This is a genomic window from Alloalcanivorax sp. (assembly GCF_964221125.1).
Lineage (GTDB): Bacteria > Pseudomonadota > Gammaproteobacteria > Pseudomonadales > Alcanivoracaceae > Alloalcanivorax > Alloalcanivorax venustensis.
In genome coordinates this window covers 24,008-46,141 of record NZ_CAXPXK010000096.1, presented here as the reverse complement: position 1 = coordinate 46,141, position 22,134 = coordinate 24,008, and the positions used below count along the sequence as shown (strand labels likewise).

Annotated in this window: 24 protein-coding genes; 4 read left to right on the top strand and 20 right to left on the bottom strand. The window is 67.2% G+C overall.

Annotation, left to right across the window (positions count from 1 at the left end; genetic code table 11):
- The first annotated feature begins 59 nt into the window (after positions 1–59).
- On the top strand, positions 60–1,535 hold the full coding sequence (locus tag ACEQZD_RS11450; protein WP_370185556.1) for a YdiU family protein: 1,476 nt from the start codon (positions 60–62) through the stop codon (positions 1,533–1,535).
- Between the two features lie 17 nt (positions 1,536–1,552).
- Here the strand turns inward: ACEQZD_RS11450 and pdxJ are convergent, their stop codons facing one another.
- The 12 genes from pdxJ to rpoE all read right to left on the bottom strand — a co-directional run bounded on the left by pdxJ (position 1,553) and on the right by rpoE (position 11,912).
- Entirely contained in the window at positions 1,553–2,305 is a 753-nt protein-coding gene (gene pdxJ / locus ACEQZD_RS11445; RefSeq protein WP_335628746.1) for a pyridoxine 5'-phosphate synthase, read from the bottom strand.
- Positions 2,306–2,359: 54 nt separating this feature from the next.
- Positions 2,360–3,037 carry a DNA repair protein RecO gene (gene recO / locus ACEQZD_RS11440; protein WP_370185553.1) on the bottom strand — a complete coding sequence of 226 codons (678 nt, stop codon included), beginning with the start codon at positions 3,035–3,037 and terminating at the stop codon, positions 2,360–2,362.
- Positions 3,024–3,920, bottom strand: a complete 897-nt coding sequence (era, locus tag ACEQZD_RS11435; protein WP_142950097.1) for a GTPase Era — start codon at positions 3,918–3,920, stop codon at positions 3,024–3,026. Before era ends, recO begins: the two co-directional genes overlap by 14 nt.
- Complete coding sequence (gene rnc, locus ACEQZD_RS11430) at positions 3,917–4,597, bottom strand: ribonuclease III (RefSeq protein WP_194856645.1); 681 nt, start codon at positions 4,595–4,597, stop codon at positions 3,917–3,919. The genes era and rnc overlap by 4 nt, the downstream gene beginning before the upstream one ends.
- Positions 4,597–4,977: a DUF4845 domain-containing protein gene (locus ACEQZD_RS11425; protein ID WP_228548156.1), complete on the bottom strand. Its 381-nt coding sequence runs from the start codon at positions 4,975–4,977 to the stop codon at positions 4,597–4,599. Before ACEQZD_RS11425 ends, rnc begins: the two co-directional genes overlap by 1 nt.
- A complete protein-coding gene (gene lepB, locus ACEQZD_RS11420; protein WP_370185549.1) occupies positions 4,977–5,768 on the bottom strand; it encodes a signal peptidase I in 792 nt (263 codons plus the stop codon). Before lepB ends, ACEQZD_RS11425 begins: the two co-directional genes overlap by 1 nt.
- Positions 5,769–7,568: a translation elongation factor 4 gene (gene lepA, locus ACEQZD_RS11415; RefSeq protein WP_142950094.1), complete on the bottom strand. Its 1,800-nt coding sequence runs from the start codon at positions 7,566–7,568 to the stop codon at positions 5,769–5,771.
- A gap of 133 nt (positions 7,569–7,701) precedes the next feature.
- A complete protein-coding gene (locus ACEQZD_RS11410; protein ID WP_335628749.1) occupies positions 7,702–9,189 on the bottom strand; it encodes a DegQ family serine endoprotease in 1,488 nt (495 codons plus the stop codon).
- A gap of 40 nt (positions 9,190–9,229) precedes the next feature.
- On the bottom strand, positions 9,230–9,718 hold the full coding sequence (locus ACEQZD_RS11405; protein WP_142950092.1) for a SoxR reducing system RseC family protein: 489 nt from the start codon (positions 9,716–9,718) through the stop codon (positions 9,230–9,232).
- Positions 9,715–10,689, bottom strand: a complete 975-nt coding sequence (locus tag ACEQZD_RS11400; RefSeq protein WP_142950091.1) for a MucB/RseB C-terminal domain-containing protein — start codon at positions 10,687–10,689, stop codon at positions 9,715–9,717. Before ACEQZD_RS11400 ends, ACEQZD_RS11405 begins: the two co-directional genes overlap by 4 nt.
- 4 nt (positions 10,690–10,693) lie before the next feature.
- On the bottom strand, positions 10,694–11,323 hold the full coding sequence (locus ACEQZD_RS11395; RefSeq protein WP_142950090.1) for a sigma-E factor negative regulatory protein: 630 nt from the start codon (positions 11,321–11,323) through the stop codon (positions 10,694–10,696).
- Positions 11,324–11,327: 4 nt separating this feature from the next.
- Positions 11,328–11,912 (bottom strand): RNA polymerase sigma factor RpoE, encoded by a 585-nt coding sequence (rpoE, locus tag ACEQZD_RS11390; protein WP_142950089.1) that lies wholly within the window; start codon positions 11,910–11,912, stop codon positions 11,328–11,330.
- Positions 11,913–12,061: 149 nt separating this feature from the next.
- Here rpoE and nadB point away from each other — a divergent pair, with 149 nt between their 5' ends.
- Positions 12,062–13,657: an L-aspartate oxidase gene (gene nadB / locus ACEQZD_RS11385; protein ID WP_142950088.1), complete on the top strand. Its 1,596-nt coding sequence runs from the start codon at positions 12,062–12,064 to the stop codon at positions 13,655–13,657.
- Here nadB and ACEQZD_RS11380 read toward each other — a convergent pair whose 3' ends face one another.
- Together ACEQZD_RS11380 and ACEQZD_RS11375 are read right to left on the bottom strand one after the other, a co-directional pair.
- On the bottom strand, positions 13,658–14,041 hold the full coding sequence (locus tag ACEQZD_RS11380; RefSeq protein ID WP_335628750.1) for a hypothetical protein: 384 nt from the start codon (positions 14,039–14,041) through the stop codon (positions 13,658–13,660).
- Entirely contained in the window at positions 14,022–14,297 is a 276-nt protein-coding gene (locus ACEQZD_RS11375) for a succinate dehydrogenase assembly factor 2 (RefSeq protein WP_142950086.1), read from the bottom strand. Before ACEQZD_RS11375 ends, ACEQZD_RS11380 begins: the two co-directional genes overlap by 20 nt.
- Positions 14,298–14,439: 142 nt before the next feature.
- Between ACEQZD_RS11375 and ACEQZD_RS11370 the strand changes: the two genes are divergently transcribed.
- A complete protein-coding gene (locus ACEQZD_RS11370) occupies positions 14,440–15,405 on the top strand; it encodes a folate-binding protein YgfZ (protein WP_370185541.1) in 966 nt (321 codons plus the stop codon).
- Positions 15,406–15,428: 23 nt separating this feature from the next.
- Positions 15,429–16,433, top strand: a complete 1,005-nt coding sequence (locus ACEQZD_RS11365) for an NAD(P)H-dependent flavin oxidoreductase (protein ID WP_370185538.1) — start codon at positions 15,429–15,431, stop codon at positions 16,431–16,433.
- A gap of 102 nt (positions 16,434–16,535) precedes the next feature.
- On the opposite strand, the gene ACEQZD_RS11360 is transcribed toward ACEQZD_RS11365, so the two are convergent.
- The 6 genes from ACEQZD_RS11360 to ACEQZD_RS11335 all read right to left on the bottom strand — a co-directional run bounded on the left by ACEQZD_RS11360 (position 16,536) and on the right by ACEQZD_RS11335 (position 22,076).
- Entirely contained in the window at positions 16,536–17,642 is a 1,107-nt protein-coding gene (locus ACEQZD_RS11360) for an enoyl-CoA hydratase/isomerase family protein (protein WP_370185535.1), read from the bottom strand.
- A 37-nt stretch (positions 17,643–17,679) separates the two neighbouring features.
- A complete protein-coding gene (gene ung / locus ACEQZD_RS11355; protein WP_370185532.1) occupies positions 17,680–18,363 on the bottom strand; it encodes a uracil-DNA glycosylase in 684 nt (227 codons plus the stop codon).
- Positions 18,356–19,024 carry a TetR/AcrR family transcriptional regulator gene (locus ACEQZD_RS11350; protein WP_142949463.1) on the bottom strand — a complete coding sequence of 223 codons (669 nt, stop codon included), beginning with the start codon at positions 19,022–19,024 and terminating at the stop codon, positions 18,356–18,358. Before ACEQZD_RS11350 ends, ung begins: the two co-directional genes overlap by 8 nt.
- 44 nt (positions 19,025–19,068) lie before the next feature.
- Positions 19,069–20,562, bottom strand: a complete 1,494-nt coding sequence (gene lysS, locus ACEQZD_RS11345; RefSeq protein ID WP_370185529.1) for a lysine--tRNA ligase — start codon at positions 20,560–20,562, stop codon at positions 19,069–19,071.
- A gap of 12 nt (positions 20,563–20,574) precedes the next feature.
- Positions 20,575–21,694, bottom strand: a protein-coding gene (gene prfB, locus ACEQZD_RS11340) for a peptide chain release factor 2 (RefSeq protein WP_142949465.1) whose coding sequence is annotated in 2 segments (ribosomal slippage) — positions 20,575–21,621 and positions 21,623–21,694 — 1,119 coding nt in all. Because the reading frame shifts where the segments join, the coding sequence is not laid out codon by codon here.
- A gap of 97 nt (positions 21,695–21,791) precedes the next feature.
- Entirely contained in the window at positions 21,792–22,076 is a 285-nt protein-coding gene (locus tag ACEQZD_RS11335) for a hypothetical protein (RefSeq protein WP_142949466.1), read from the bottom strand.
- Positions 22,077–22,134: the final 58 nt, after the last annotated feature.

The window sequence follows — 22,134 nt, the reverse complement described above, 5'->3', positions numbered from 1 at the left end:
CCCGGCCGGTGGAGTCTGTTACCCTTGGGGCCGCAGTGACGACCTTATGGAGTACCCGCATGAGTACCCGCATGTCCGCCAACCCGTTCGGCTTCCGGTTCGACACCGGTTACGCCCACCTGCCCGAAACCCTGTTTGCCTTCTGTGACCCGCAGCCGGTGCAGGCGCCGGAGCTGCTGTTGTTCAACAGCGCGCTGGCGGCGCAACTCGGGCTCGACGCCGAAGCACTGAACAGCGACGCCGGCGCCGCCGTGCTGGGCGGCAACCAGCCGATACCCGGCGGCCAGCCGCTGGCCCAGGCCTACGCCGGCCATCAGTTCGGCAACCCCACCATGCTCGGCGACGGTCGCGCGGTACTGCTCGGCGAGCAGCTCACCCCGGACGACCAGCGCCGCGACATTCAGCTCAAGGGCTCCGGGCGCACGCCGTTTTCGCGCGGCGGCGACGGCCGCGCCGCTCTCGGCCCGATGCTGCGCGAATACATCATCAGCGAAGCGATGCACGCCCTGGGCGTGCCCACCACTCGCGCGCTGGCGGTGGTCGGCACCGGCGAGCAGGTGCTGCGCGACACCGCCCAGCCCGGCGCCATCCTCACCCGGGTGGCGGCCTCGCATCTGCGCGTGGGCACCTTTCAGTACGCCGCCGGCCGCCAGGACACGACGCTGCTGGACACCCTGGTGGACTACACCCTCAAGCGGCACTACCCGGAACGGGTGGGCGCCGACGTGCCGGCGCTGGCGCTGCTGGAAGCGGTGATGGACCGGCAGATCGCGTTGATCACCGAATGGATGCGCGTGGGCTTTATCCACGGCGTGATGAACACCGACAACGTCGCCCTGTCCGGGGAGACCATCGACTACGGCCCCTGCGCCTTCATGGACCGCTACCATCCGGAGACCGTGTTCAGCTCCATCGATCAGCGCGGCCGCTACGCCTACGGCAACCAGCCGGTGATCACCCAGTGGAACCTGGCGCGCTTCGCGGAAACCCTGATTCCGCTGATCGACGACGACGCCGACCGCGCCGTGGAAACCGCGGAAGCGCTGATCAAAAGCCACACCGAGCGCTACGCGCGGCGCTGGCTGGTGATGATGCGCGGCAAACTGGGGCTGGTCGGCGAGGAGGACGGCGACGCCGCCCTGGCCGCCGACCTGCTCGACTGGATGGCCCGCCACGACGCCGACCACACCAACACCTTCCGCGATCTGATCGGCGGCGCCACGCCGCCGGGCGAGCCGTTCCAGAACGACGAGTTCGGCGACTGGCACCGGCGCTGGCAGGCGCGGCTGGGCCGCAACGGCAAGGCCGAGGAGGACGCCTGGGCGCTGATGGGCCGCCATAACCCGGCGGTGATCCCGCGCAACCACCAGGTGGAGGCGGCGCTGTCGGCGGCGGTGCGTGACGGTGACCTGGCGCCGGTGAAGGCGCTGCTGGCGGCGCTGGACGACCCCTACCGGGACCGGGGGCCGGACGACCCCTACCGGCAGCCGCCGGCGCCGGACGAGCAGGTGCTACGCACCTTCTGCGGCACCTGACACTTTCTTCGGTCTGACTAAAGGGCGCTGCCGGCGGCACCGTCAATCAGCACACGCATGGCGCGCACCGCTTCGTCCAGGCCGGTCATCACCGCGCGGGCGATGATGCCGTGGCCGATGTTCAGTTCGTTGATGCCCGGGATCGCCGCGATCTCGCGGGTGTTGTGGTAGTGCAGGCCGTGGCCGGCGTTGACGATCAGCCCGGCCTCGCGGCCCAGCGCCACCGCGTCGCGGATACGGGTCAGCTCGCGGGCCGCCGCCTCCTTGTCGCGGGCTTCCGGCGCGGTGAGGTCGGCGTAGTGGCCGGTGTGGATCTCGATGGCCGGTGCCCGGCAGCGCACCGCCGCTTCGATCTGCGCCGGGTCCGCGTCGATGAACAGGGACACTTCGATGCCGGCGTCCGCCAGCCGCGCGCAGCAATCACGGATCCAGTCTTCGTTGGCGACCACGTCCAGGCCGCCTTCGGTGGTCAGTTCCTCGCGCTTTTCCGGCACCAGACAGCTGTGCGCCGGGCCGATGCGGCGGGCAATGCCGACCATTTCCTCGGTGGCGGCCATTTCCAGGTTCATGCGCGTCTGCAGGGTGTGCGCCAGCAGCTCCACGTCACGGTCCTGAATGTGCCGGCGGTCTTCGCGCAGGTGCACGGTGATGCCGTCGGCGCCGGCCTGCTCGGCGATCAGCGCGGCCTGCACCGGGTCCGGGTAGCGGGTGCCGCGGGCCTGGCGCAGGGTGGCCACGTGATCGATGTTGATGCCGAGAAGAACGGACATGGGGGGTGCTCCAGCAACGGATTCAAAGGTTGGGGGAATGGTAGCAGAACCGCTCTAGCGGAACAGTTCGCGGCTGCGCAGGGGCCGGTCGCCGAGGTGCGGGGCCAGCGCCTCGCGCAGCAGCGCCTTGGCGGTGCGGCGCACGTCCGCGTCCCACTGGTCGCGGCCCAGGGCCAGCAGGTGCTCGCCGTAGTAGCCCTCGACGGCGGGCCGCAGGCCTTCGCCGCCTTCCCAGCGGTAGCGGCTGGCCGGGTCCAGGGGCTCGCCCTGCAGGTCGTGGTCCAGGGCCAGGCCGTAGCCGACGTCTTCCAGCAGCATCATTTCGAAGCGGCGCAGGGTGATGTCCAGGGGCGTGTCGCCGGCCAGCTCGGCCAGGGTGCGTTCGTACACCGGCCACAGGTCCGGGTGGGCGTCGTCGCGGTGCAGCAGGCGCACCAGCAGTTCGTTGACGTAGAAGCCGCAGTAGAGCGCCCGGCCGTGCAGGGCCAGGCTGGGGCCGCGCGGCTCCACCTGGCGCAGGGTGAACAGCTCGCCGCCGGCTTTCAGGTCCACCCAGAGCGGCGCGAACGGCGCCAGGGAGGCATCCCGGCGGCCGCCGCGCGCCACCGCGCCGACCCGGCCCTGGCGGGGCAGGAACAGGTCGACGATCAGGCTGGTGTTGCGGAAGGCGCGGCGGTGCAACAGCCAGGCCGGGGCGAGGCCGTTCGGGCCGCCGGTCTCAGCGGTGGTCATAGCCCAGCGAACGCAGGGCGCGTTCGTCGTCGGACCAGCCGGCTTTGATCTTGACCCACAGGGTGAGCATCACCTTGCGGTCGATCAGGCGTTCCATGTCCTCGCGGGCCTGGGTGCCGATGCTTTTGATGCGCGAGCCCTTATCGCCGATCAGGATTTTCTTCTGGCCGCGCCGCTCCACCAGGATGGTGGCGGCGATGTCGGTGACCTTGGGGCCGTCTTCCCAGATGTCGATTTCCACGGTGATCTGGTGGGGCACTTCCTGGCCCAGCTGGCGCACCACTTTTTCGCGGATGATCTCGGCGGCCATGAAGCGCAGGCTGCGGTCGGTGAGCTGGTCGTCGTCGAACCAGAAATCCCCCTCCGGCAGGCGGCTGGAGAGCGCTTTCTCAAGCACGTCCAGGTTGTGGTCGCGCAGCGCCGACACCGGGATCACCTCGGCGAAGGCGAAGCGCGCCGCCAGGCTTTCCAGGTGCGGCAGCAGCAGGGATTTGTCGGTCAGGTTGTCGACCTTGTTGACCAGCAGAATCACCGGCGTGTCGCCGGCGCGCTGCAGCAGGCCAAGCACGTGCTCGTCGCCTTCGGTCCATTTCAGAGCGTCGACCATGAAGCAGATCACGTCCACGTCGGACAGCGCCGACTGGGCGGCGTCGTTCATTGCCCGGTTGAGGGCGCGCTCCTGGCCGGTGTGGATGCCGGGCGTGTCGGCGAACACGATCTGATAGCCGGGGCGGCTGAGAATGCCGTGGATCCGGTGACGGGTGGTCTGCGGCTTACGGGAGGTAATGCTCACCTTCTCGCCGATCAGATGGTTCATCAGGGTGGATTTGCCCACATTGGGGCGGCCGACGATGGCCACCACGCCGCAACGGGTGTCGCTCATGCTGACTGCTCCAACCAGTCCAGGGCCTGTTCCGCGGCCTGCTGCTCGGCGCGGCGGCGGCTGGCGCCGCTGGCGGTGAATTGCCGGGACAGATCCGGCAGGCTGCAAGCCACTTCGAAGGTCTGTTTCGGCGCCTGTCCGGTCACCGACAGCACTTCGTAGGCGGGTAACTCATGCTTGCGCGCCTGCAGCCATTCCTGCAAGCGGGTTTTGGCGTCCTTGCGCACGCTCTGCGGGGAGATCTGCTCCAGGCGATCGGCGAACCATTTCAGCACCACGTCGCGGCAGGCGTCTTCGCCGCCGTCGATGACGATGGCGCCGATCAGCGCTTCCAGGGCGTCGGCGAGGATCGAATCACGGCGGTTGCCGCCGCTTTTCAGTTCGCCGCCGCCGAGAATCAGGTACTCGCCCACGCCCAGCTCCCGGGCCACTTCCGCCAACGTCTGGCCACGCACCAGGAAGGCGCGCATGCGGGTGAGCTGGCCTTCGGCGGCTTCCGGGAAGCGGTGAAAAATTTCCGAGGAAATAATCAGGCTGAGCTGGGAGTCGCCGAGAAACTCGAGCCGTTCGTTGTTGCGGCGACGGCTGACGCTGCGGTGGCTGAGCGCCAGTTGCAGCAGCGCCGGATCCTTGAACTGATAGCCGAGACGGCGGGTAAGACGATCCAGATCATCCATTACTGACCAATATTCTTGCTGAAGGTGTGGTCGAACTCCATCACCACGAAGACGTTGTAGAACATCGGCTCGCGGACTTCGTAATCGACGCCCACGGACAACTGCCCGCCGGCTTTCTGGATATCCAGATCACGCACGCCGATGGCGTTCACCTGGTTGATGGTAAAGCGCTTGCCGATGGCGTCGTAGACTTCGCGCTCGGACATCAGCGCGGTCTTGCTGTCGGAGAGCACCGAATTGATCGCCGAGCGGATGGTGTTGTATTCCATGTAGGCGGGCACCATGCGAAACGCGGCAGTGCCGAACACCGCCAGGATGATCAGCACCACCACCCAGCCGATCAGGGAAAGCCCGCGCTGACGGGAAGGACCTGTGATCATTATTCTGCCTCCACTTTATCGATCGCCCCATTACGGGAGAAGCTCGGCCAGGAGAAGATCGGGTCCCAGTGCATCCAGATCAGGAAGGCTTCCCCCACCACCAGGTCCTCGGACACCACGCCCCAGAACCGGCTGTCGTTACTGTTGTCGCGGTTGTCGCCCATCACGAAGTAGCTGCCCTCGGGCACCTGCCATTCGCCCTGGGTGCGCTCCGGAATCATGGCGTCGCCGCTGTACGGATTGACCCGCCCTTCCTGCCGGATCAAATGCGGCTGTTCGCCCAGGGTCTCGACGTATTCACGGCGCCACACCTGCGAGTTGCGCTCGCGGCCGACCAGCTCACGGGGCACCGCCTCGCCGTTGACGTAGAGCACGTTGTCACGCACCGCGATGCGGTCGCCGGGCAGCCCCACTACCCGCTTGATGAAGTTCTGCCCGGTGTCTTCCGGGTACTTGAACACCATCACGTCGCCGCGCTCCGGCTCGCCCAGCGGGATGATCTTGGTGTTGGTCACCGGCAGGCGCAGTCCGTAGGAGAACTTGTTGACCAGAATAAAATCATGAACTTTGAGGGTCGGCAACATGGAACCGGAGGGAATGGTGAACGGCTCGACAATAAAAGAGCGGATCACCAGCACGATGAACAACACCGAAATCAGCGAATTGGAGGTCTCCACCGTGTTGCCGATCATGCCCTTGCGCTGGCGCAGTTTGAGCGCTTTGTCCGCCAGCCAGATGATTACCGTGACGAACAGCGCCAGGGTCAGCCACATTCCCACATCAATATCCATTTAGTCGTTCACCTTGAGTACGGCCAGGAACGCGGCCTGGGGGATTTCCACGTTACCCACCTGCTTCATGCGCTTCTTGCCTTCTTTCTGTTTCTGCAGCAGCTTCTTCTTCCGCGACACGTCGCCGCCGTAACACTTGGCGGTGACGTTCTTGCGCAGCGCCTTGACGGTCTGGCGGGCGATGATCTTGCTGCCGATGGCGGCCTGGATCGCCACGTCGAACATCTGGCGCGGCACCAGCTCCTTCATCTTTTCGATCAGGGCCCGGCCGCGATGGGCGGACTGGTCCAGGTGGCAGATCATCGCCAGGGCGTCCACCTTGTCGCCGTTGATCAGCACGTCCACTTTCACCAGCTTGGTGTCCTGGAAGCGCTCGAAGGAGTATTCCAGCGACGCGTAACCGCGGCTGGCGGACTTCAGGCGGTCAAAGAAATCCAGCACCACTTCCGCCATGGGAATGTCGTAGGTGAGCGCGATCTGCTTGCCCAGGAACTGCATGTTGATCTGGTCGCCACGGCGCTCGGTGCACAGCGTGATCACATTGCCCACGTACTCCTGCGGCACCAGGATATTGACCCGCGCGATGGGTTCGCGGAATTCCTCGATCAGGTTGCTGTCCGGCAGCGACGACGGGTTGTCCACGTACAGGGTGGAGCCGTCGTTGAGGATCAGCTCGTAGACCACGGTGGGCGCGGTGGTGATCAGGTCGAGGTCGTATTCCCGTTCCAGGCGCTCATGGATGATCTCCATGTGCAGCATGCCCAGGAAACCGACCCGGAAGCCGAAGCCCAGGGCGTCGGAGCTTTCCGGCTCGTAGAACAGCGAGGCGTCGTTGAGCGCCAGCTTGGAGAGCGCGTCGCGGAAGTCCTCGTAGTCGTCGGCGTTGACCGGGAACATGCCGGCGTAGACCTGCGGCTTGACCTTCTTGAAGCCGGGCAGCATTTCCACGTCCGGCGTCTTGGCGTGGGTCAGGGTGTCGCCCACCGGCGCGCCGTGGATGTCCTTGATGGTGGCGCTCACCCAGCCCACCTCGCCGGCTTCCAGGATGTCGGTCTCTTTGCGCTTGGGGGTGAACACGCCCAGGCTGTCGACCACGTGGTTCTGGCCGGTGGATTTAACGTGGATCTTGTCGCCCTTCTTGAGGCGGCCGTAGCGGATCCGCACCAGCGAGATCACGCCCATGTAGTTGTCGAACCAGGAATCGATGATCAGCGCCTGCAGCCGCGCGTCGCGCTCGCCCGCCGGCGCCGGGATACGCTCCACCAGCTGCTCGAGCAGGTCGTCCACGCCCAGGCCGGTCTTGGCCGACACATGGCAGGCGTCGGTGGCGTCCAGGCCGATGATCTCCTCGATCTCCTCGGCGACCCGGTCCGGTTCCGCCTGCGGCAGATCCACCTTGTTGAGCACCGGCAGCACCTCCAGGTCCTGCTCGATGGCGGTGTAGCAGTTGCCCACCGACTGCGCTTCCACGCCCTGGGCGGCGTCCACCACCAGCAGCGCGCCCTCGCAGGCGGCCAGAGAGCGGGACACCTCGTAGGAGAAGTCCACGTGGCCGGGCGTGTCGATGAAGTTGAGCTGGTAGGTCTCACCGTTACGGGCGGTGTAGTAGAGCGTCACGCTCTGAGCCTTGATGGTGATGCCGCGTTCGCGCTCCAGATCCATGGAATCCAGCACCTGCTCCTTGAGCTCGCGGTCGGACAGCCCGCCGCAAACCTGAATGAAGCGGTCCGCCAGGGTGGATTTGCCGTGATCAATGTGCGCGATGATGGAGAAATTGCGAATGTGCGTAATGTCGGTCACGTATACCCGCCAGAGCCGGAAATGAAAGAAGACACAATGGAGCGCGATTCTAGCGGATTAGGGCGCCAGTGGATAATCCTGTGCGAGCGGCCTGTGGGAGGGGGCCCGCTCCCACAGCCCCGATGATGCCGGGTCAGAGCTTGATGGCGACGAAGCGGGCGTTGCCGTCGCGGTTGACCAGGGCCGGCACGGTGCCCTCGTCGGGCAGGTCGGCGGCGATCTCCCGGTAGGCGTCCAGGCTGTCCACCGGCTTGCCGTTGAGGCTCACCAGCAGGTCGCCGCTGCTCAGCCCGGCGCGGGCGGCGGGGCCGTCCTGGACGCCGGTGATCACCACGCCGTGGTCGGCCTTGACCCGGGCCAGCTCGGCGGCGCTGGCGGCGCGCACTTCCAGGCCCAGCTTGTCGGATTCACCCTGGTCCTGGTCCGGCTGGCCGGCCATGCCCGCCTGGGGGTTGTCCGGCAGCTCGCCGACGGTCACTTCCAGGGTTTTCTCGTCGCCGTCGCGCACCACGGTCATTTCCGCCTCGGTGCCGGCCTTGAGCGCGCCCACCCACTTGGGCAGCTGCGCGGAGCGCTGAATTTCACGGCCGTTGAAGGCGATGATCACATCGCCGGGCTGCAGGCCGGCTTCCGCCGCCGGCGAGCCGCTCTGCACCTGGGCCACCAGGGCGCCCATGGGCTTGTCGAGGCCGAAGGATTCGGCCAGATCGCGGTCCACTTCCTGGATCAGCACGCCCAGCCAGCCGCGGCTGACTTCGCCGGTTTCCTTGAGCTGGTCGGCCACGTCCATGGCCAGGTCGATGGGAATGGCGAAGCTCAGGCCCATGTAGCCGCCGGAGCGGCTGACGATCTGCGAGTTGATGCCGACCACCTGGCCGTTGAGGTTGAACAGCGGGCCGCCGCTGTTGCCCGGGTTGATGGCCACGTCGGTTTGAATGAAGGGCACGTAGTTGTCGGTGGGCAGGCTGCGGCCCTTGGCGCTGACGATGCCGGCGGTCACCGAGCTGTCGAAGCCGAACGGCGCGCCGATGGCCAGCACCCATTCGCCCACCTGCAGGTCGTCGGAGGAGCCGATGTCCACCACCGGCAGGTCGCTGGCGTCCACCTTGATCAGCGCCAGGTCGCTCTGCGGATCGGAGCCGATCAGCTCGGCGTCCAGTTCGCGGCGGTCCTGCAGACGCACCACGATCTCGTCCGCTTCGCCGACCACGTGGTAGTTGGTCAGCACATAGCCGTCGCTGGAGATAATGAAACCGGAGCCCAGCGACTCCGTTTCGGAGCGCGGCGCCGGGCCGCCACCGGGGCCGCCCGGCCCGCCGCCGAACTCGTCGAAAAAGCGGCGGAACATTTCGGGAAGCTGGTCCAGCTGCGACTGCTGGCTGCGCTCGCGGCGGGTGACGGTGCTGATGTTGACCACCGCCGGCGCTTCTTTCTTCACCAGGGCGGTGAAGTCCGGCAGGCCGGTGACCAGCGGCTCGCCGTCACCGGCGTCGGCACGGGCCGGCGCTGTGTCGCGGCTGTCACTGGTGTCCTGCTTGGTGGTGTTGTCGGTGTCCTGGCCGCAGGCGGCGAGCACGCCGGCCAAGGCCAGCATCAACACAATACGATGCGTTATCCCCATGGAAAGGCTCCCTTCTACCCTGTTCTAGGTTCAGGCCGGGTCAGCGCGCGGGCCGCACCCGGATCGTGGTTTCAGCGTCGGCGCCGCCCGGGCGGCTCAGCACGCGCGGCTGATAGCGCCCGGCGCCGGCGACACGGCGACCGTGCAGGCGGGTGATCAGGAAGCCCAGAAGCAGGCCGCCGACGCCGAACAGCGCGGCGCCGTCCACGGCGCGCCCGGCCAGCGTCAGCGACAGCGCGTCGCCCAGCAGGGCGCCGCCGAACAGCAGCGCCAGCGGCAGGGCGTACACCCAGAGGGCGCCGTAGAGCACTGCTTTTTCCGGCACCCCGATCACCACCGGGTCGCCGTCGCGAAAACTGAGATCGGTGACCACCCGCAGGCGGGCGCGCTGGCCGGCGGCCTGGCGGTTGATCACGCTGTGCCCGCAGCCCTGGCGGGCCTGGCACGACGAGCAGGTGCCGGCGCGCACCGTTTCCACCCAGATCGCTCCGGGCTCACGGGCCACCACGCGCCCCTGCTCTTCTATCATGGCCGTTTGTCCGTGGCGCGAATCGCCACCGCTTCCATGATGCGTTCGGCGGTGGGCTGCGGAATTTCGCCCACCAGGGTCATCAGGTAGACGCGCTCGTCCAGGTTCTGCACCCGGCTGATCGCCACGGTGGGGCCGACGCGGCTGACGCCCTCTTCCACCTGATCGTTGGCCACGCTCTCCACGAACAGGGTAAAGGTGGCCAGGCCGTCGGTGTAGCTTTGCGCGGTGACCGGCTGGCGCAGGTCCGCCACCCGCCGCCAGTCGCGGTCGGCGGCTTCAAAGCCGGACGGCAGCCAGCCGGCTTCCACGTGTACGCGCTCGGGGCTGGCCGCGGCCACGTTCTCCAGGGAGCGCTCGGCGATCACCTTGGGCAGCTGGAAATCGGCACGCTCCAGGCCCGGCTCCAGGTCCAGGGACACGAACTCGACGCGCTCCACGGCCAGGCCGCTGGCGTCCACCATTTCGGATTTCAGCAGCAGGCTGCTGTCGCGGTCCACCCACAGCCGGTAGCCGTAGCGGTGGTTGTCCAGGGGCGCCACGCGCATGCGGGTGGTGACGCGGCCGGCCACGCGGCCGTCGCCGTCCACCAGCACGTTGTATTGTTCGGGAATCGATGAGGACAGCCGGTCGCGGAACGCCAGCAGGCCGGTGTCGTTGTCGTTGATGCGGGTCAGGGTGCCGTTGGGGTGCAGGCACACCACTTCATCGCCCAGCTGCAGCACTTCCACCAGGCGGCCGTCGAGGTGGGTGAGGCGCTGGTACTGCTTGCCGTCGATCACCGCGTGGCTCAGTTCCATGGTGCTCACCTCGCCGCCCAGCTGATACAGAAAGCGACCCCGGTACTGCAGCTGCTGGGAGGCTTCGGTCATCTCCTCCAGCAGCGCCTGAGCGGGCGTGGGGTCGGCAATCGCGACGGGTGCGGCGAGGGGGGCGGCCAGGGCGAGGCCGAGGGCGAGGGTCCGCATCATTTCGTTAGCGTGCTCCGTTGCGGGCGTCCATGCTCACCAGGCGGGCATAGGGCATCATGCCCTGGCTGCTGTGGCGAGCGGTGAATTCACTGTGGCGCAGCAGCATGGCGTTCACCCGCGGCTGGGCGGTGTTGACGGTGCCGGTGGCGCGCTCGCCCTGACGGGCGCCCTGCGCCACCAAGGAGGTCTCGCCGAACGGCCGCGTCAGGCGCTGCTCGGCGGCCACCGGGGTGGCGCCGATGGTGGCGCTGCCGGTGGGCGCGGACGGCGCGGCGCCGTCATTGGCGGCGATGGTGGGCGCCGCCGCGCCGTTGCCGGCGGGCACGCTCCAGTACTGCCAGCCGATCACGGTGGCGGCGGCCACGGAGGCGGCCACCGCCACCCGGGCAAAGCCGCCCATCATGCCGGCCCGCTTGGCGGGCTTCGATTCCGCCGCCAGGGCGGCGGAGAGCCGTGCGTTGAACGCCGGCGGCACTTCCCGGCTGGCGTGCCCGCGCAGGGTATCGCTGGCCAGTTGCCAGCGGCCCAGGGTCGCGATATCGGCCTGGTCCAGGTCGCGCAGTACGCGCCGGGTTTCCAGTTCGTTGGTTTCGCCGTCCAGGAAGGCGGAAAGCGCTTCGTAGTCCCTGTTCATGTCCTCACCCTCTGTCGCCGCGCTGCGACCCGAGCAGGGGACGCACCGCTTCATCGATGGCTTCACGGGCCCGGAAAATGCGGGAACGAACGGTTCCCACCGGGCACTCCATGACCGCCGCGATATCCTCATAGCTGAGACCTTCGAATTCACGCAAGGTGACGGCGGTCCTCAGCTCCTGGGGCAGCTCCTCGATGGACTTGTGGATAACTGCCTCCAACTCATCGGACAACAGATGCGACTCCGGGGTTCCAATTTCATGGAGCATCTCCGCGCCACTGTACTGTTCCGCCTCGGCGGCATCCAGGTCGGAGCCCGGCGGACGGCGGCTCAACGACACCAGATGGTTCTTGGCGGTGTTCACGGCGATCCGATAGAGCCAGGTGTAAAAGGCACTGTCGCCACGGAAACGGGGCAGCGCGCGCCAGGCTTTGATAAAGGCTTCCTGGGCGACGTCCTGGACCTCGTCGTGGTCACGCACATAGCGGCTGATCAGCGCGAAGATACGCTGCTGGTACTTGAGCACCAGCACCTCGAAGGCGCGCTGATCGCCGCTCTTGGCTTTCTTGACCAACTGTTCGTCTGACACCGGGGCTCCCGTCAAGGTATCACTGTTCCCAGCCTGGCTGGAGGGTAAAACGCGGTATTGTATCAGGTGTTCCACGGGCGGCTATACTAGCGCCTCCGGAAGCACCGGTTTTCACATTGGTTCAACATTTCCCCAGCTAAAGAGGCTTCATGGCCACCTTCCGCTACGACGTTCTGATCATCGGCTCCGGCGCCGCCGGCCTTACCGTGGCCCTGGGCCTGCCCGACGGCGTGCAGGCGGCGCTGCTGTCCAAGGGTGAACTCACCCATGCAAGCACTTACTACGCCCAGGGCGGCGTGGCCGCGGTGCTCGACAGCGACGACTCCCTGGAGAGCCACGTGCGCGACACCCACCTGGCCGGCGGCGGCCTGTGCCATGACGACGCGGTGCGCTACACGGTGGAAAACGGGCCGCGCGCGATTCGCTGGCTGATCGACCAGGGGGTGGACTTTACCCGCCTGGAGGGCTCGGAGGCCAATCCCCTGCCCTACCACCTGACCCGCGAGGGCGGCCACAGCCACCGGCGCATCATCCACGCCGCCGACGCCACCGGGGTGGCGATCTCCAGCACGCTGATCGACCGCGTCAAGGAGCGCGACAATGTACAGCTTTTTGAGCACCGGGTCGCCGTGGACCTGATTCTGCAGGAGCACAACAGCGAACGTCGTTGCTGCGGGGCCTATGTGCACAACATCAAAACCGGCGAAACCGACGTGATTCTGGCGCGCTCGGTGGTGCTGGCCACCGGCGGCGCCTCCAAGGTGTACCTGTATACCTCCAACCCGGACGTGGCCACCGGCGACGGCATCGCCATGGCGTGGCGCGCCGGCTGCCGGGTGGCGAACATGGAATTCATGCAGTTCCACCCCACCTGCCTGTACCACCCCAAGGCGAAGAGCTTTCTGATCACCGAGGCGATCCGCGGCGAAGGCGGCCGCCTGCTGCTGCCCAACGGCGAGCGTTTCATGCCGCGCTTCGACGAGCGCGCCGAGCTGGCGCCCCGGGACGTGGTGGCGCGCGCCATCGACCATGAAATGAAGCGTCTGGGCGCGGACTGCCTGTATCTGGACATCAGCCACAAGCCGGCGGATTTCATCATCGAGCACTTCCCCACCGTGTACGCCAAGTGCCTGCAGCTGGGGCTGGACATCACCCGCGATCCGATTCCGGTGGTGCCGGCGGCGCACTACACCTGCGGCGGCGTGATCATCGACCGCGACGGGCGCACCGACGTGCCCGGGCTGTACGCGCTCGGCGAAACCGGCTTCACCGGCCTGCACGGCGCCAACCGCATGGCCAGCAATTCCCTGCTGGAGTGCTTCGTCTACGGCCGCGCCGTGGCGGAGCATATCGGCGAGCATCTGCACGACCTGCCCGAGCCCCGCGAGGCGGCGCCCTGGGACGATTCCAAGGTGACCGACTCCGACGAAGACGTGGTGATCAGCCACAACTGGGACGAGCTGCGCCGCTTCATGTGGGACTACGTGGGCATCGTGCGCACCACCAAGCGCCTGGAGCGGGCCCAGCACCGGGTGGAGATGCTGAAAAAGGAAATCACCGAGTATTACAGCAATTACCACATCAGCAACGACCTGCTGGAGCTGCGTAATCTGGTGGTGATCGCCGATCTGATTATCCGCTCGGCGCTGCAGCGCAAGGAAAGCCGGGGCCTGCACTTCATGCGTGAATTCCCGGACGCGGACCCGGTCGGCAAGGATTCGGTGCTGGTGCCGGGACGGCCCTGATCAGCGGCGCTGCAGGTAGAGCACCTGGCGCAGCGGCGTCAGCGCCGCCGGGCCGGCCTGGTCCGGGAACACCCACACCCAGCCCCGGCGCGGGCAGTGCAGGGCCAGCCAGTGCTCGCGCAGCATCACCCGGAACGGCGGCGTCAGGGTCACCCGGCGGCCGTCGCGCAGGCTCAGCCGCACGGCGCCGGGGGTGACGTCCACGCTGCGCGGCGTGGCCGGGCGCCAGCGGCGCGCCGCCACCAGCGCGGCCAGCCCGGTGAGCGCCGCCAGGCTCAGCGGCAGGCCACTGAGCAGGATCGCCGCCGCGCCCAGGCCGAGCGCGGCGCACCGCAACCGCCGCGGGTAGCGGGAGCCGGCCAGCTCAACCCTTCTGGGCCACACGGTCGAGCAACTCGGCGACGAAGGCGCGCAATTCCGGGTCCTCGGGCTGGGAGCGCCGGGTGAACCATTCCAGCAGGTCCACGTCCTCGCATTCCAGCAGGCGGGCGAAGCGGGCGCGGCGCTCATCGTCGTCGACCTCGAAAAAACGCTCCAGATAGGCGTTGAGCACCACTTCCACCTCGGAGGCGCCGCGCCGGCATTGCCAGTGGAAACGTCGCTTCTGTTCGGCGATATCAAGGGATTCCGGGGGTGTCATTGATGGCGCCTCTTTGGCTGATGGACTGACAGATCAGGGGTGGATTATCTATCATCATGGGCCTTGGTTTACAGCCATGCGCCCCAAACTCTGGCGCGGCACTCGCTATTTCCAAGCTCGATATTCTAAGGAAAGGGGCATTATGAGCACCTGGCAAGCCATTCTCGGCGATCAGCAACCCAGCGCGGGCGGCGTGCGGCAACCGGCGCTGGCGCTTTGCGACCACCTGGCGGTTATCCGCGTGACCGGCGACGAAGCCGGCGACTATCTGCAGGGGCAGATCACCGCCGACCTCAAGCACATCGACGAAGGCGCCCAGCGGCTGGCCATGCACCTTTCCCTGAAGGGCCGGGGGCTGGTCAGCGCCCGGGTGGCGGCGATGCCCGGCGGCTACCTGCTGGTGGTGCCCCAGGCCCGGGTGGACGACACCCTGCGCTGCTTCGAGAAATACAAACTGCGCGCCAAGGCCGATTTCCAGCCTGACCCGGAACTGGCGGTGGCGCAGCTCAGCGGCGGCGTCGACGGCACCCTCGCCGAGGCCGGCCTGCCGGTGCCCGGCGCCGGGCAGAGCGCGCACCGCGACGGCATCACCGTGCTGCGCTACGCCCACGCGGACGTGGCGCTGCTGGTGGCGGCGCCGGGCCTGCTGGGCGCCCACTGGCAGGCGCTGAGCGCCGAGCGCGCCCTGGTGGACAGCAACGGCGCCCGCTTCCAGGACATTCTGGCGGGCGAGGCCCAGGTGTTCTCCGGCGGCGAGGACCTGTTCCTGCCCCAGGTGCTGAATTACGACGTGCTCGGCGGCGTCAGCTTCAAGAAAGGCTGCTACACCGGCCAGGAAGTGGTGGCGCGGATGCACTTCAAGGGCAAGCTCAAGCAGCGGATGCGCGCCTTTCAGTACCAGGGGCCGCCGCTGCAGGCCGGGGAAAGCCTGCGTAACGCCGACGGCAAGGCGGTGGGCGAAGTGGTCGACAGCGCCCCGGGCGCGCCGGCCCCGGTGGCACTGGCGGCGCTGCGCGTGACCCACGAGGGCGAGCTCTACCACGGTGACCAGCCGCTGCACGCCGAGCCGCTGGACCTGCCCTACTCGCTGCCGCAACCGAAATCCTGAACCGTTAGCACACCGGAGGCGCCATGGCGTTCCAAGACTACTCCTTGATCCAGGCGCCGATGGCCGGCGGCCTGTCCACCGCTGACGTCGTGGCGGGCGCCAGCCGCGCCGGCGCGCTCGGCTCGGTGGGCGCCGGCTATTTGAGCGGCGACGCCATCATGGCCGCCGCCGAGGGCGTGCGGGCGGCGGGCGGCGACGCCTTCGCCATCACTCTGTTTATTCCCGCCGAACGGGACGCCACCGACGCGGAATGGCGGGCGGCCCTGAAGGCGCTGTCGCCCTGCTACCGGCAGGCCGGCGTGCCGCTGCCGGATGATTTTCCGCCGCTGCCGGATTTCCGTGAGCAGTTCGAGGCCATGCTGGAGGCGCGCCCGGCGGTGTTTTCCTGGACCTTCGGGCGCCTGCCCAAATCGATGATGGCGGCCTGCCGGGCGCGCGGCATCGCCCTGGTGGGCACCGCCACGCACCGTGACGAGGCGCTGGCGCTGGCCGGCGACGGCGTCGACGGCATCGTGCTGCAGGGCGAGGAAGCCGGCGGCCACCGTGGCGGGGCCGACCCGCAGGGCGAAGGCCAGCCGCTGGACGCGCTGCTGAGCGCCTGCCAGGACATCGCGACGCCGCTGATCGCCGCCGGCGGCCTGATGGACGGCGCCGACGTGGCGCGGGTGATGGCCGCCGGCGCGGCCACCGGCCAGCTGGGCACGGCGTTTTTGCGCTGCCCGGAGGCCGGCACCGCCGAGGGCTGGCGCCAGGCATTGGCCGACGCGGGGCCGGACGCCACCGCGGTGACCCGGGCGGTGTCCGGGCGCTGGGCGCGGGGCATCGCCAACGCCTGGATGGACGGGCGGGCGCCCACCGAGGTGGCGCCTTACCCGGACCAGCACCGGCTCACCTCGCCGTTGCGCAAGGCCGCCGGCGTCGAATGGAAGAGCCTGTGGGCCGGGACCGGGGCGCACCGGAGCCGGGCGTTGCCGGTCGAGGAGCTGGTCCAAGTCATCGAGGAGGAGCGTCGGGCGGCGGGTCGGTAGACCGCCCGGTGTGACCCTCCAGGGAGGCGCCTCTGGGATCCTGCCGGCCGGCTTGCCGGCCTTTCGCGGGCGAGGCCCGCTCGCACAAGGCCACCCTCAGGCTCAGAGGTCGGCTAGGGGGTGCTGCGGCGCCGGGTTCCGGAAGAAGCCGTCGATGTATTCGGGGTCGACCTGGTCGACGTCGCGGTGGCGGAAGCGCGGTTTGCCGTCCTTGTCGATGAGCAGGGCGCGGACGCCTTCGCGGAAGTCGGCGTGCAGGGTGCATTGCACCGCCAGGCACCATTCCATGCGGAACACTTCGGCCAGGGACAGGTGGCGGCTGCGCCGCAGTTGTTCCCAGACCAGGTGGGCGGTTTGCGGGCAGCCGTCGGCGAGGGTGGCGCGGGCTTTGTCAAGCCAGCCGTCGCATTGTTTGTGCTCTAGGATGCGGTGCACCACTTCGTTGACGGTGGCGGCGTCGCAGAGGGTGTTGATGGTGTCGAGATGATCCATCACCGCCGGGGTGAGGCTGTCCGGGCGGGTGGCGAGATCCTGCAGGGTGCGGTGCAGTTGCCGGCGGTTGGCGGCGCGGTCGTCCTGGTAGTGGGTTTCGGCCAGGGCGTCGAGCACCTGCTCGCGGTCGGCGTCGACGAAGCGGTCGGCGAGCCCCAGGTCGAGGGCGTCGCGGGCGTTGAGGTGGACGCCGGTGAGGCCCAGGAACAGGCCGGTTTTGCCGGGCAGGCGGTTGAGGAACCAGCTGGCGCCCACGTCCGGGAACAGGCCGATGGTGATTTCCGGCATGGCGAGCCGGCTTTTCGGGGTCACCAGGCGGAACTGGCTGGCCTGCATCAGGCCCATGCCGCCGCCCATCACCACGCCGTCCGCCCAGCAGATCACCGGGGTCTCGGAGGTGTGCAGGCGATGGTCGAGGCGGTATTCACTGGCGAAGTAGTGCTCGGTGAACGGGTTCCGGCTTTGTCCGGCGTGCTTGACCATGGCGCCGTGCAGGGCGACCACGTCGCCGCCGGCGCTGAGCGCCTTGCCGCCGTTGCCTTCCAGCCAGATCGCCACGACCTCTTCGCGGGCCTGCCAGTCGGTGATTTGCCGGTCGAGGGCTTCGATCATTTCCAGGCTGAGGGCGTTGAGCGAGCGCGGCGCGTTGAGCGTGGCGCGGCCGATCAGGTGGCCGCTGCCGGTGGGGCGTTCTTCGAACTGTACACTGTCGGTCATGCCGAAAGGGTCCTTAATGGGTCGGTGATGCGAAGGTTCACAGGGACCAGTCGATGGGGTCCTTGCCTTGTTGCAGAAGGTACTGGTTGGCGCGGGAAAAGTGCCCGCAGCCCAGGAAACCGCGATGCGCGGAGAGCGGCGACGGGTGCGGCGCGGTGAGCACGCAGTGGCGCTGGCGGTCGATCAGCTTGCCTTTTTTCTGGGCGTAGCTGCCCCACAGAAAAAACACCACGCCTTCGCGCTCGCGGTTGATGTGCTCGATGGCCTGGTCGGTGAATTCTTCCCAGCCCTGGCGCTGGTGGGAAGCGGCCTGGCCGGCGCGCACGGTGAGCACCGCGTTGAGCAACAGCACACCCTGGCGCGCCCAGGCGTCCAGGTTGCCGTGGTCCGGGGCCGGGATGCCCAGGTCCCGCTCGATTTCCTTGAAGATATTGATCAGCGACGGCGGCGTGCGCACGCCCGGCTGCACCGAGAAGCACAGCCCGTGGGCCTGGTTGGGGCCGTGGTACGGGTCCTGGCCGAGAATCACCACCTTGACCTGGTCGAAGGGGGTCTCGTTAAAGGCGCGGAAGATGTCCGGGCCGGGCGGGTAGACGGTCTCGCCGGCCTGCTTTTCCTGGCGCAGGAAGGCTTTCAGATTCTGCATGTAGGGCTTGGTGAATTCGTCACCGAGCACCTGCTTCCAGCCCGGCTCCAACTCCACCGAGGACTGTTCAGCCATGGGGGACCAGCTTCTCCAAAAGGTGGTGCATGCGTTTGTTGAGCGCCTTTTCGTCGGCCCATTCCGGGTGGGCGAGCAGGCGCACCTCGGTGGCGAGCAGGAAGCTGTGGATCAGCTCCGCGTCCAGTTCCGGGCTTTCCGACCCCACCGCCCGGCAGGCGTCGATCAGTAGCGACGACATTTCCTTGAGGTACAGATCCGCCAGCCCCCGCAGGCGCGGGTCGAGAATCGCCTCCTGGAAGAACGCCTGCTCGGCGATCAGATGCTCGCGGCGGTTGGTCACCTCATCGAGGATGAACGCGGTGGTCATCGACGCCAGCGACTCGATCAGACGGGCGCGGTCGGGCTCCTGGTGGCTGGCCTGGGCCTGGAACTGCTGGATCAAGCCGAACGCCTGGTCGCGGAACGGGCGGATCACCTCTTCCAGGGCACGCTCCGCGAACAGCGTGAAGGCGTCCGCGATCAGGTCGGAGATGTCCTTGAAGTAATAGGTGGTGGCGGAGAGCGGCACATCCGCCTCGCGGGCCACGGCGCGGTGGCGCACCGCGCGGATGCCGTCGGTGACGATGATGTTAAGCGCCGCGTCCAGAATGGCCTGGCGGCGTTGTTCACTGCCGGCGCGACGGGCCTTGCGGCCCTGATACTGAATGGCTGAACTCATAACGGCCTTCACTTTGTTATTCGTTAATGCGCACTGATGTCGGGCTAGCGCGGTCGCATGTGAGGAAACAGGATTACATCACGAATAGAGGGAGAATTCGTGAATAACATCACCAGACGGTCGATGCCGATTCCCTCACCGGCGGTGGGCGGCAGGCCGTGTTCCAGAGCGGTGATGTAGTCTTCGTCGTAGAACATGGCTTCGTCGTCCCCCGCTTCTTTTTCGGCCACCTGGGCGCGAAATCGTTCCGCTTGATCCTCGGCGTCGTTGAGCTCGGAGAAGCCGTTGGCGATCTCGCGGCCGCCGACGAAGAACTCGAAGCGCTCGGTGACGAAGGGGTCGTCGTCCTTGCGGCGGGCCAGCGGCGACACCTCGGTGGGGTAATCGGTAATGAAAGTGGGGTCCTTGAGGCGGTGCTCGACGGTCTTCTCGAAGATCTCGATCTGCACCTTGCCCAGGCCCCAGCCGTCCTTCACGGCGATGCCCAGCCGTTCGGCGATGCCGCGGGCGCCCTGCTCGTCGGCCAGGGTGGCGGCGTCGATGTCGTCGTTGTACTGCAGGATGGAATCGAACACCGACAGCCGCGCGAACGGCTTGCCGAAGTCGTAGACGTCATCCTGGTAGGGAATCTCGGTGGTGCCGAGCACGTCCTGCGCCAGGGTGCGCAGCATGTCCTCGGTGAGGTTCATCAGGTCGTTGTGATCCGCGTAGGCCTGGTAGAACTCCAGCATGGTGAATTCCGGATTGTGCCGGGTGCTGAGGCCCTCGTTGCGGAAGTTGCGGTTGATCTCGAACACCCGCTCGAAGCCGCCCACCACCAGACGCTTGAGGTACAGTTCCGGCGCGATGCGCAGGTACATGTCCAGGTCCAGGCTATTGTGATGGGTGATGAACGGCCGCGCCGTGGCGCCGCCGGGGATCACCTGCAGCATGGGCGTTTCCGCTTCCACGAAACCGTGGCGCACCAGGTAGTTGCGGATGCCGGCCACCATCTGTGAGCGGATCTGGAAGGTGCGGCGGCTGTCCTCGTTGACGATCAGGTCCACGTAGCGCTGACGGTAGCGGGACTCGGTGTCGGTGAGGCCTTTGTGTTTTTCCGGCAGCGGGCGCAGCGATTTGGTGAGCAGCAGGTACTCGTCCATCATCACGTACAGGTCGCCCATGCCGGATTTACACAGGGTGCCGCGCACGCCCACCACGTCGCCCAGGTCCCAGTGCTTGGTGTCTTTCTGCACCGGCTTGGGGGCGAAGATCTGGATGCGCCCGGACATGTCCTGCAGCACCTTGAAGGCTTTGCGGTCGAGCATCAGGCGCCCGGCCACGGCCACCTGGATGTTCTTTTCTTCCAGCTCTTCCTTGCTCAGCTCGCCGTACTGTTTTTGCAGGTCGGCGGCCAGGCTGTCGCGGCGGAAGTGGTTGGGAAACGCCTCACCGCTTTCGCGCCACTCGTTGAGCTTGGCGCGCCGCTCGGCGATCAGACGGTTTTCGTCGGCGCCTTCGTGGGCGGCGTCGTTGGGGGTGTTCTGTTCGTCAGCCATGTGTTTAACCTTTTAAAGCCCTGCCTTCAGCGAGGCCTGGATAAAGCGGTCCAGGTCGCCGTCGAGGACCTGCTGGGTGTTGTGGCTTTCCACGTTGGTGCGCAGGTCTTTGATGCGGCCGTCGTCGAGCACGTAGGAGCGGATCTGGCTGCCCCAGCCGATGTCCGATTTGCCCTCTTCCTGCTTCTGCTTTTCGGCGTTGCGCTTTTGCAGCTCCAGGTCGTAGACCTTGGCCTGCAGCATGCGCATGGCCTGGTCCTTGTTCTGGTGCTGGGAGCGGCCGTTCTGGCACTGCGTCACCAGGGTGGTTTCCTCGCCGGTTTCCGGGTCGGTGTGCACATAGGTCAGACGCACCGCGGAATCGGTCCGGTTGACGTGCTGACCGCCGGCGCCGGAGGCCCGGTAGGTGTCGACGCGGATCTTGGACGGATCGATGTCCACGTCGATGTCCTCGTCCACTTCCGGGGACAGGAACACCGAGGCGAAGGAGGTGTGGCGGCGACCGCCGGAGTCGAACGGGCTCTTGCGCACCAGGCGGTGCACGCCGATCTCGGTGCGCAGCCAGCCGTAGGCGTACTCGCCCTCGAAGCGCACGGTGGCGGACTTGATGCCGGCCACGTCGCCGTCGGAGGCTTCCACCAGCTCGGTCTTGAAGCCGTGCGCCTCGCCCCAGCGCAGGTACATGCGCAGCAGCATCTCGGCCCAGTCCTGGGCTTCGGTGCCGCCGGAACCGGCCTGGATGTCCAGATAGGCGTTGGAGGCGTCCATCTCGCCGGAGAACATGCGGCGGAATTCCAGGTCGGCGACCATGCGCTCCAGGCGCTGCAGGTCCGCTTCCACTTCCGCGACGGTGGCTTCGTCGCCCTCTTCCACCGCCAGTTCAAGCAGATCGCGGGTGTCACCGATGCCCTGACCGGCCTGGTCCAGGGTGGCGACGATGTGTTCCAGTTGCGAGCGCTCCTTGCCCAGGGCCTGGGCCCGCTGGGGCTCGTTCCAGACGTCCGGCAGGGCCAGTTCGCGCTCTACTTCGACCAGTCGTTCGCTCTTCTGGTCGTAGTCAAAGATACCCCCTCAGCGCATCGACGCGCTCGGCCAGGTCGGTGAGGTGGGTTCTCAGCGGATTCACTTCCATAAAGGTTCTCAGTGCGCTTTCAATAGAATGGGAAAAGCCGCGTATTCTACCGTTTCAGCCGGCCCCTGACGAGGCCGGGGCCGGCGGGCACCGGGGGTCAGTCCACCAGTTCGTAGACGTGGAAGGCCTCGGGTTTGAGGTTATCCAGGGTGGTGCCGATGTAGACGGCGTTGTTGGGGATGCCGCTGCCGGTGGCGAATACTTTGAAGCGGCGCACTTCCTTGGGGGTGTCGATGACGGTGTCGGCGTCCACTTCCACCCACATGTAGATGGCGCGTTCCTGCTGGATAAAGTCAACGCGCAGCACATCACCTTCTTCCGGCAGGCGCAGTTCCTGCACATCGGTGCCGGCTTCCAGGCGGTGTTTGTGAATTGTTTTCATGCTTCCCTCCGTTAGGGGCTGCCAGACATCGCCGGCCTTTTGGGCCGCGCGAGAATCG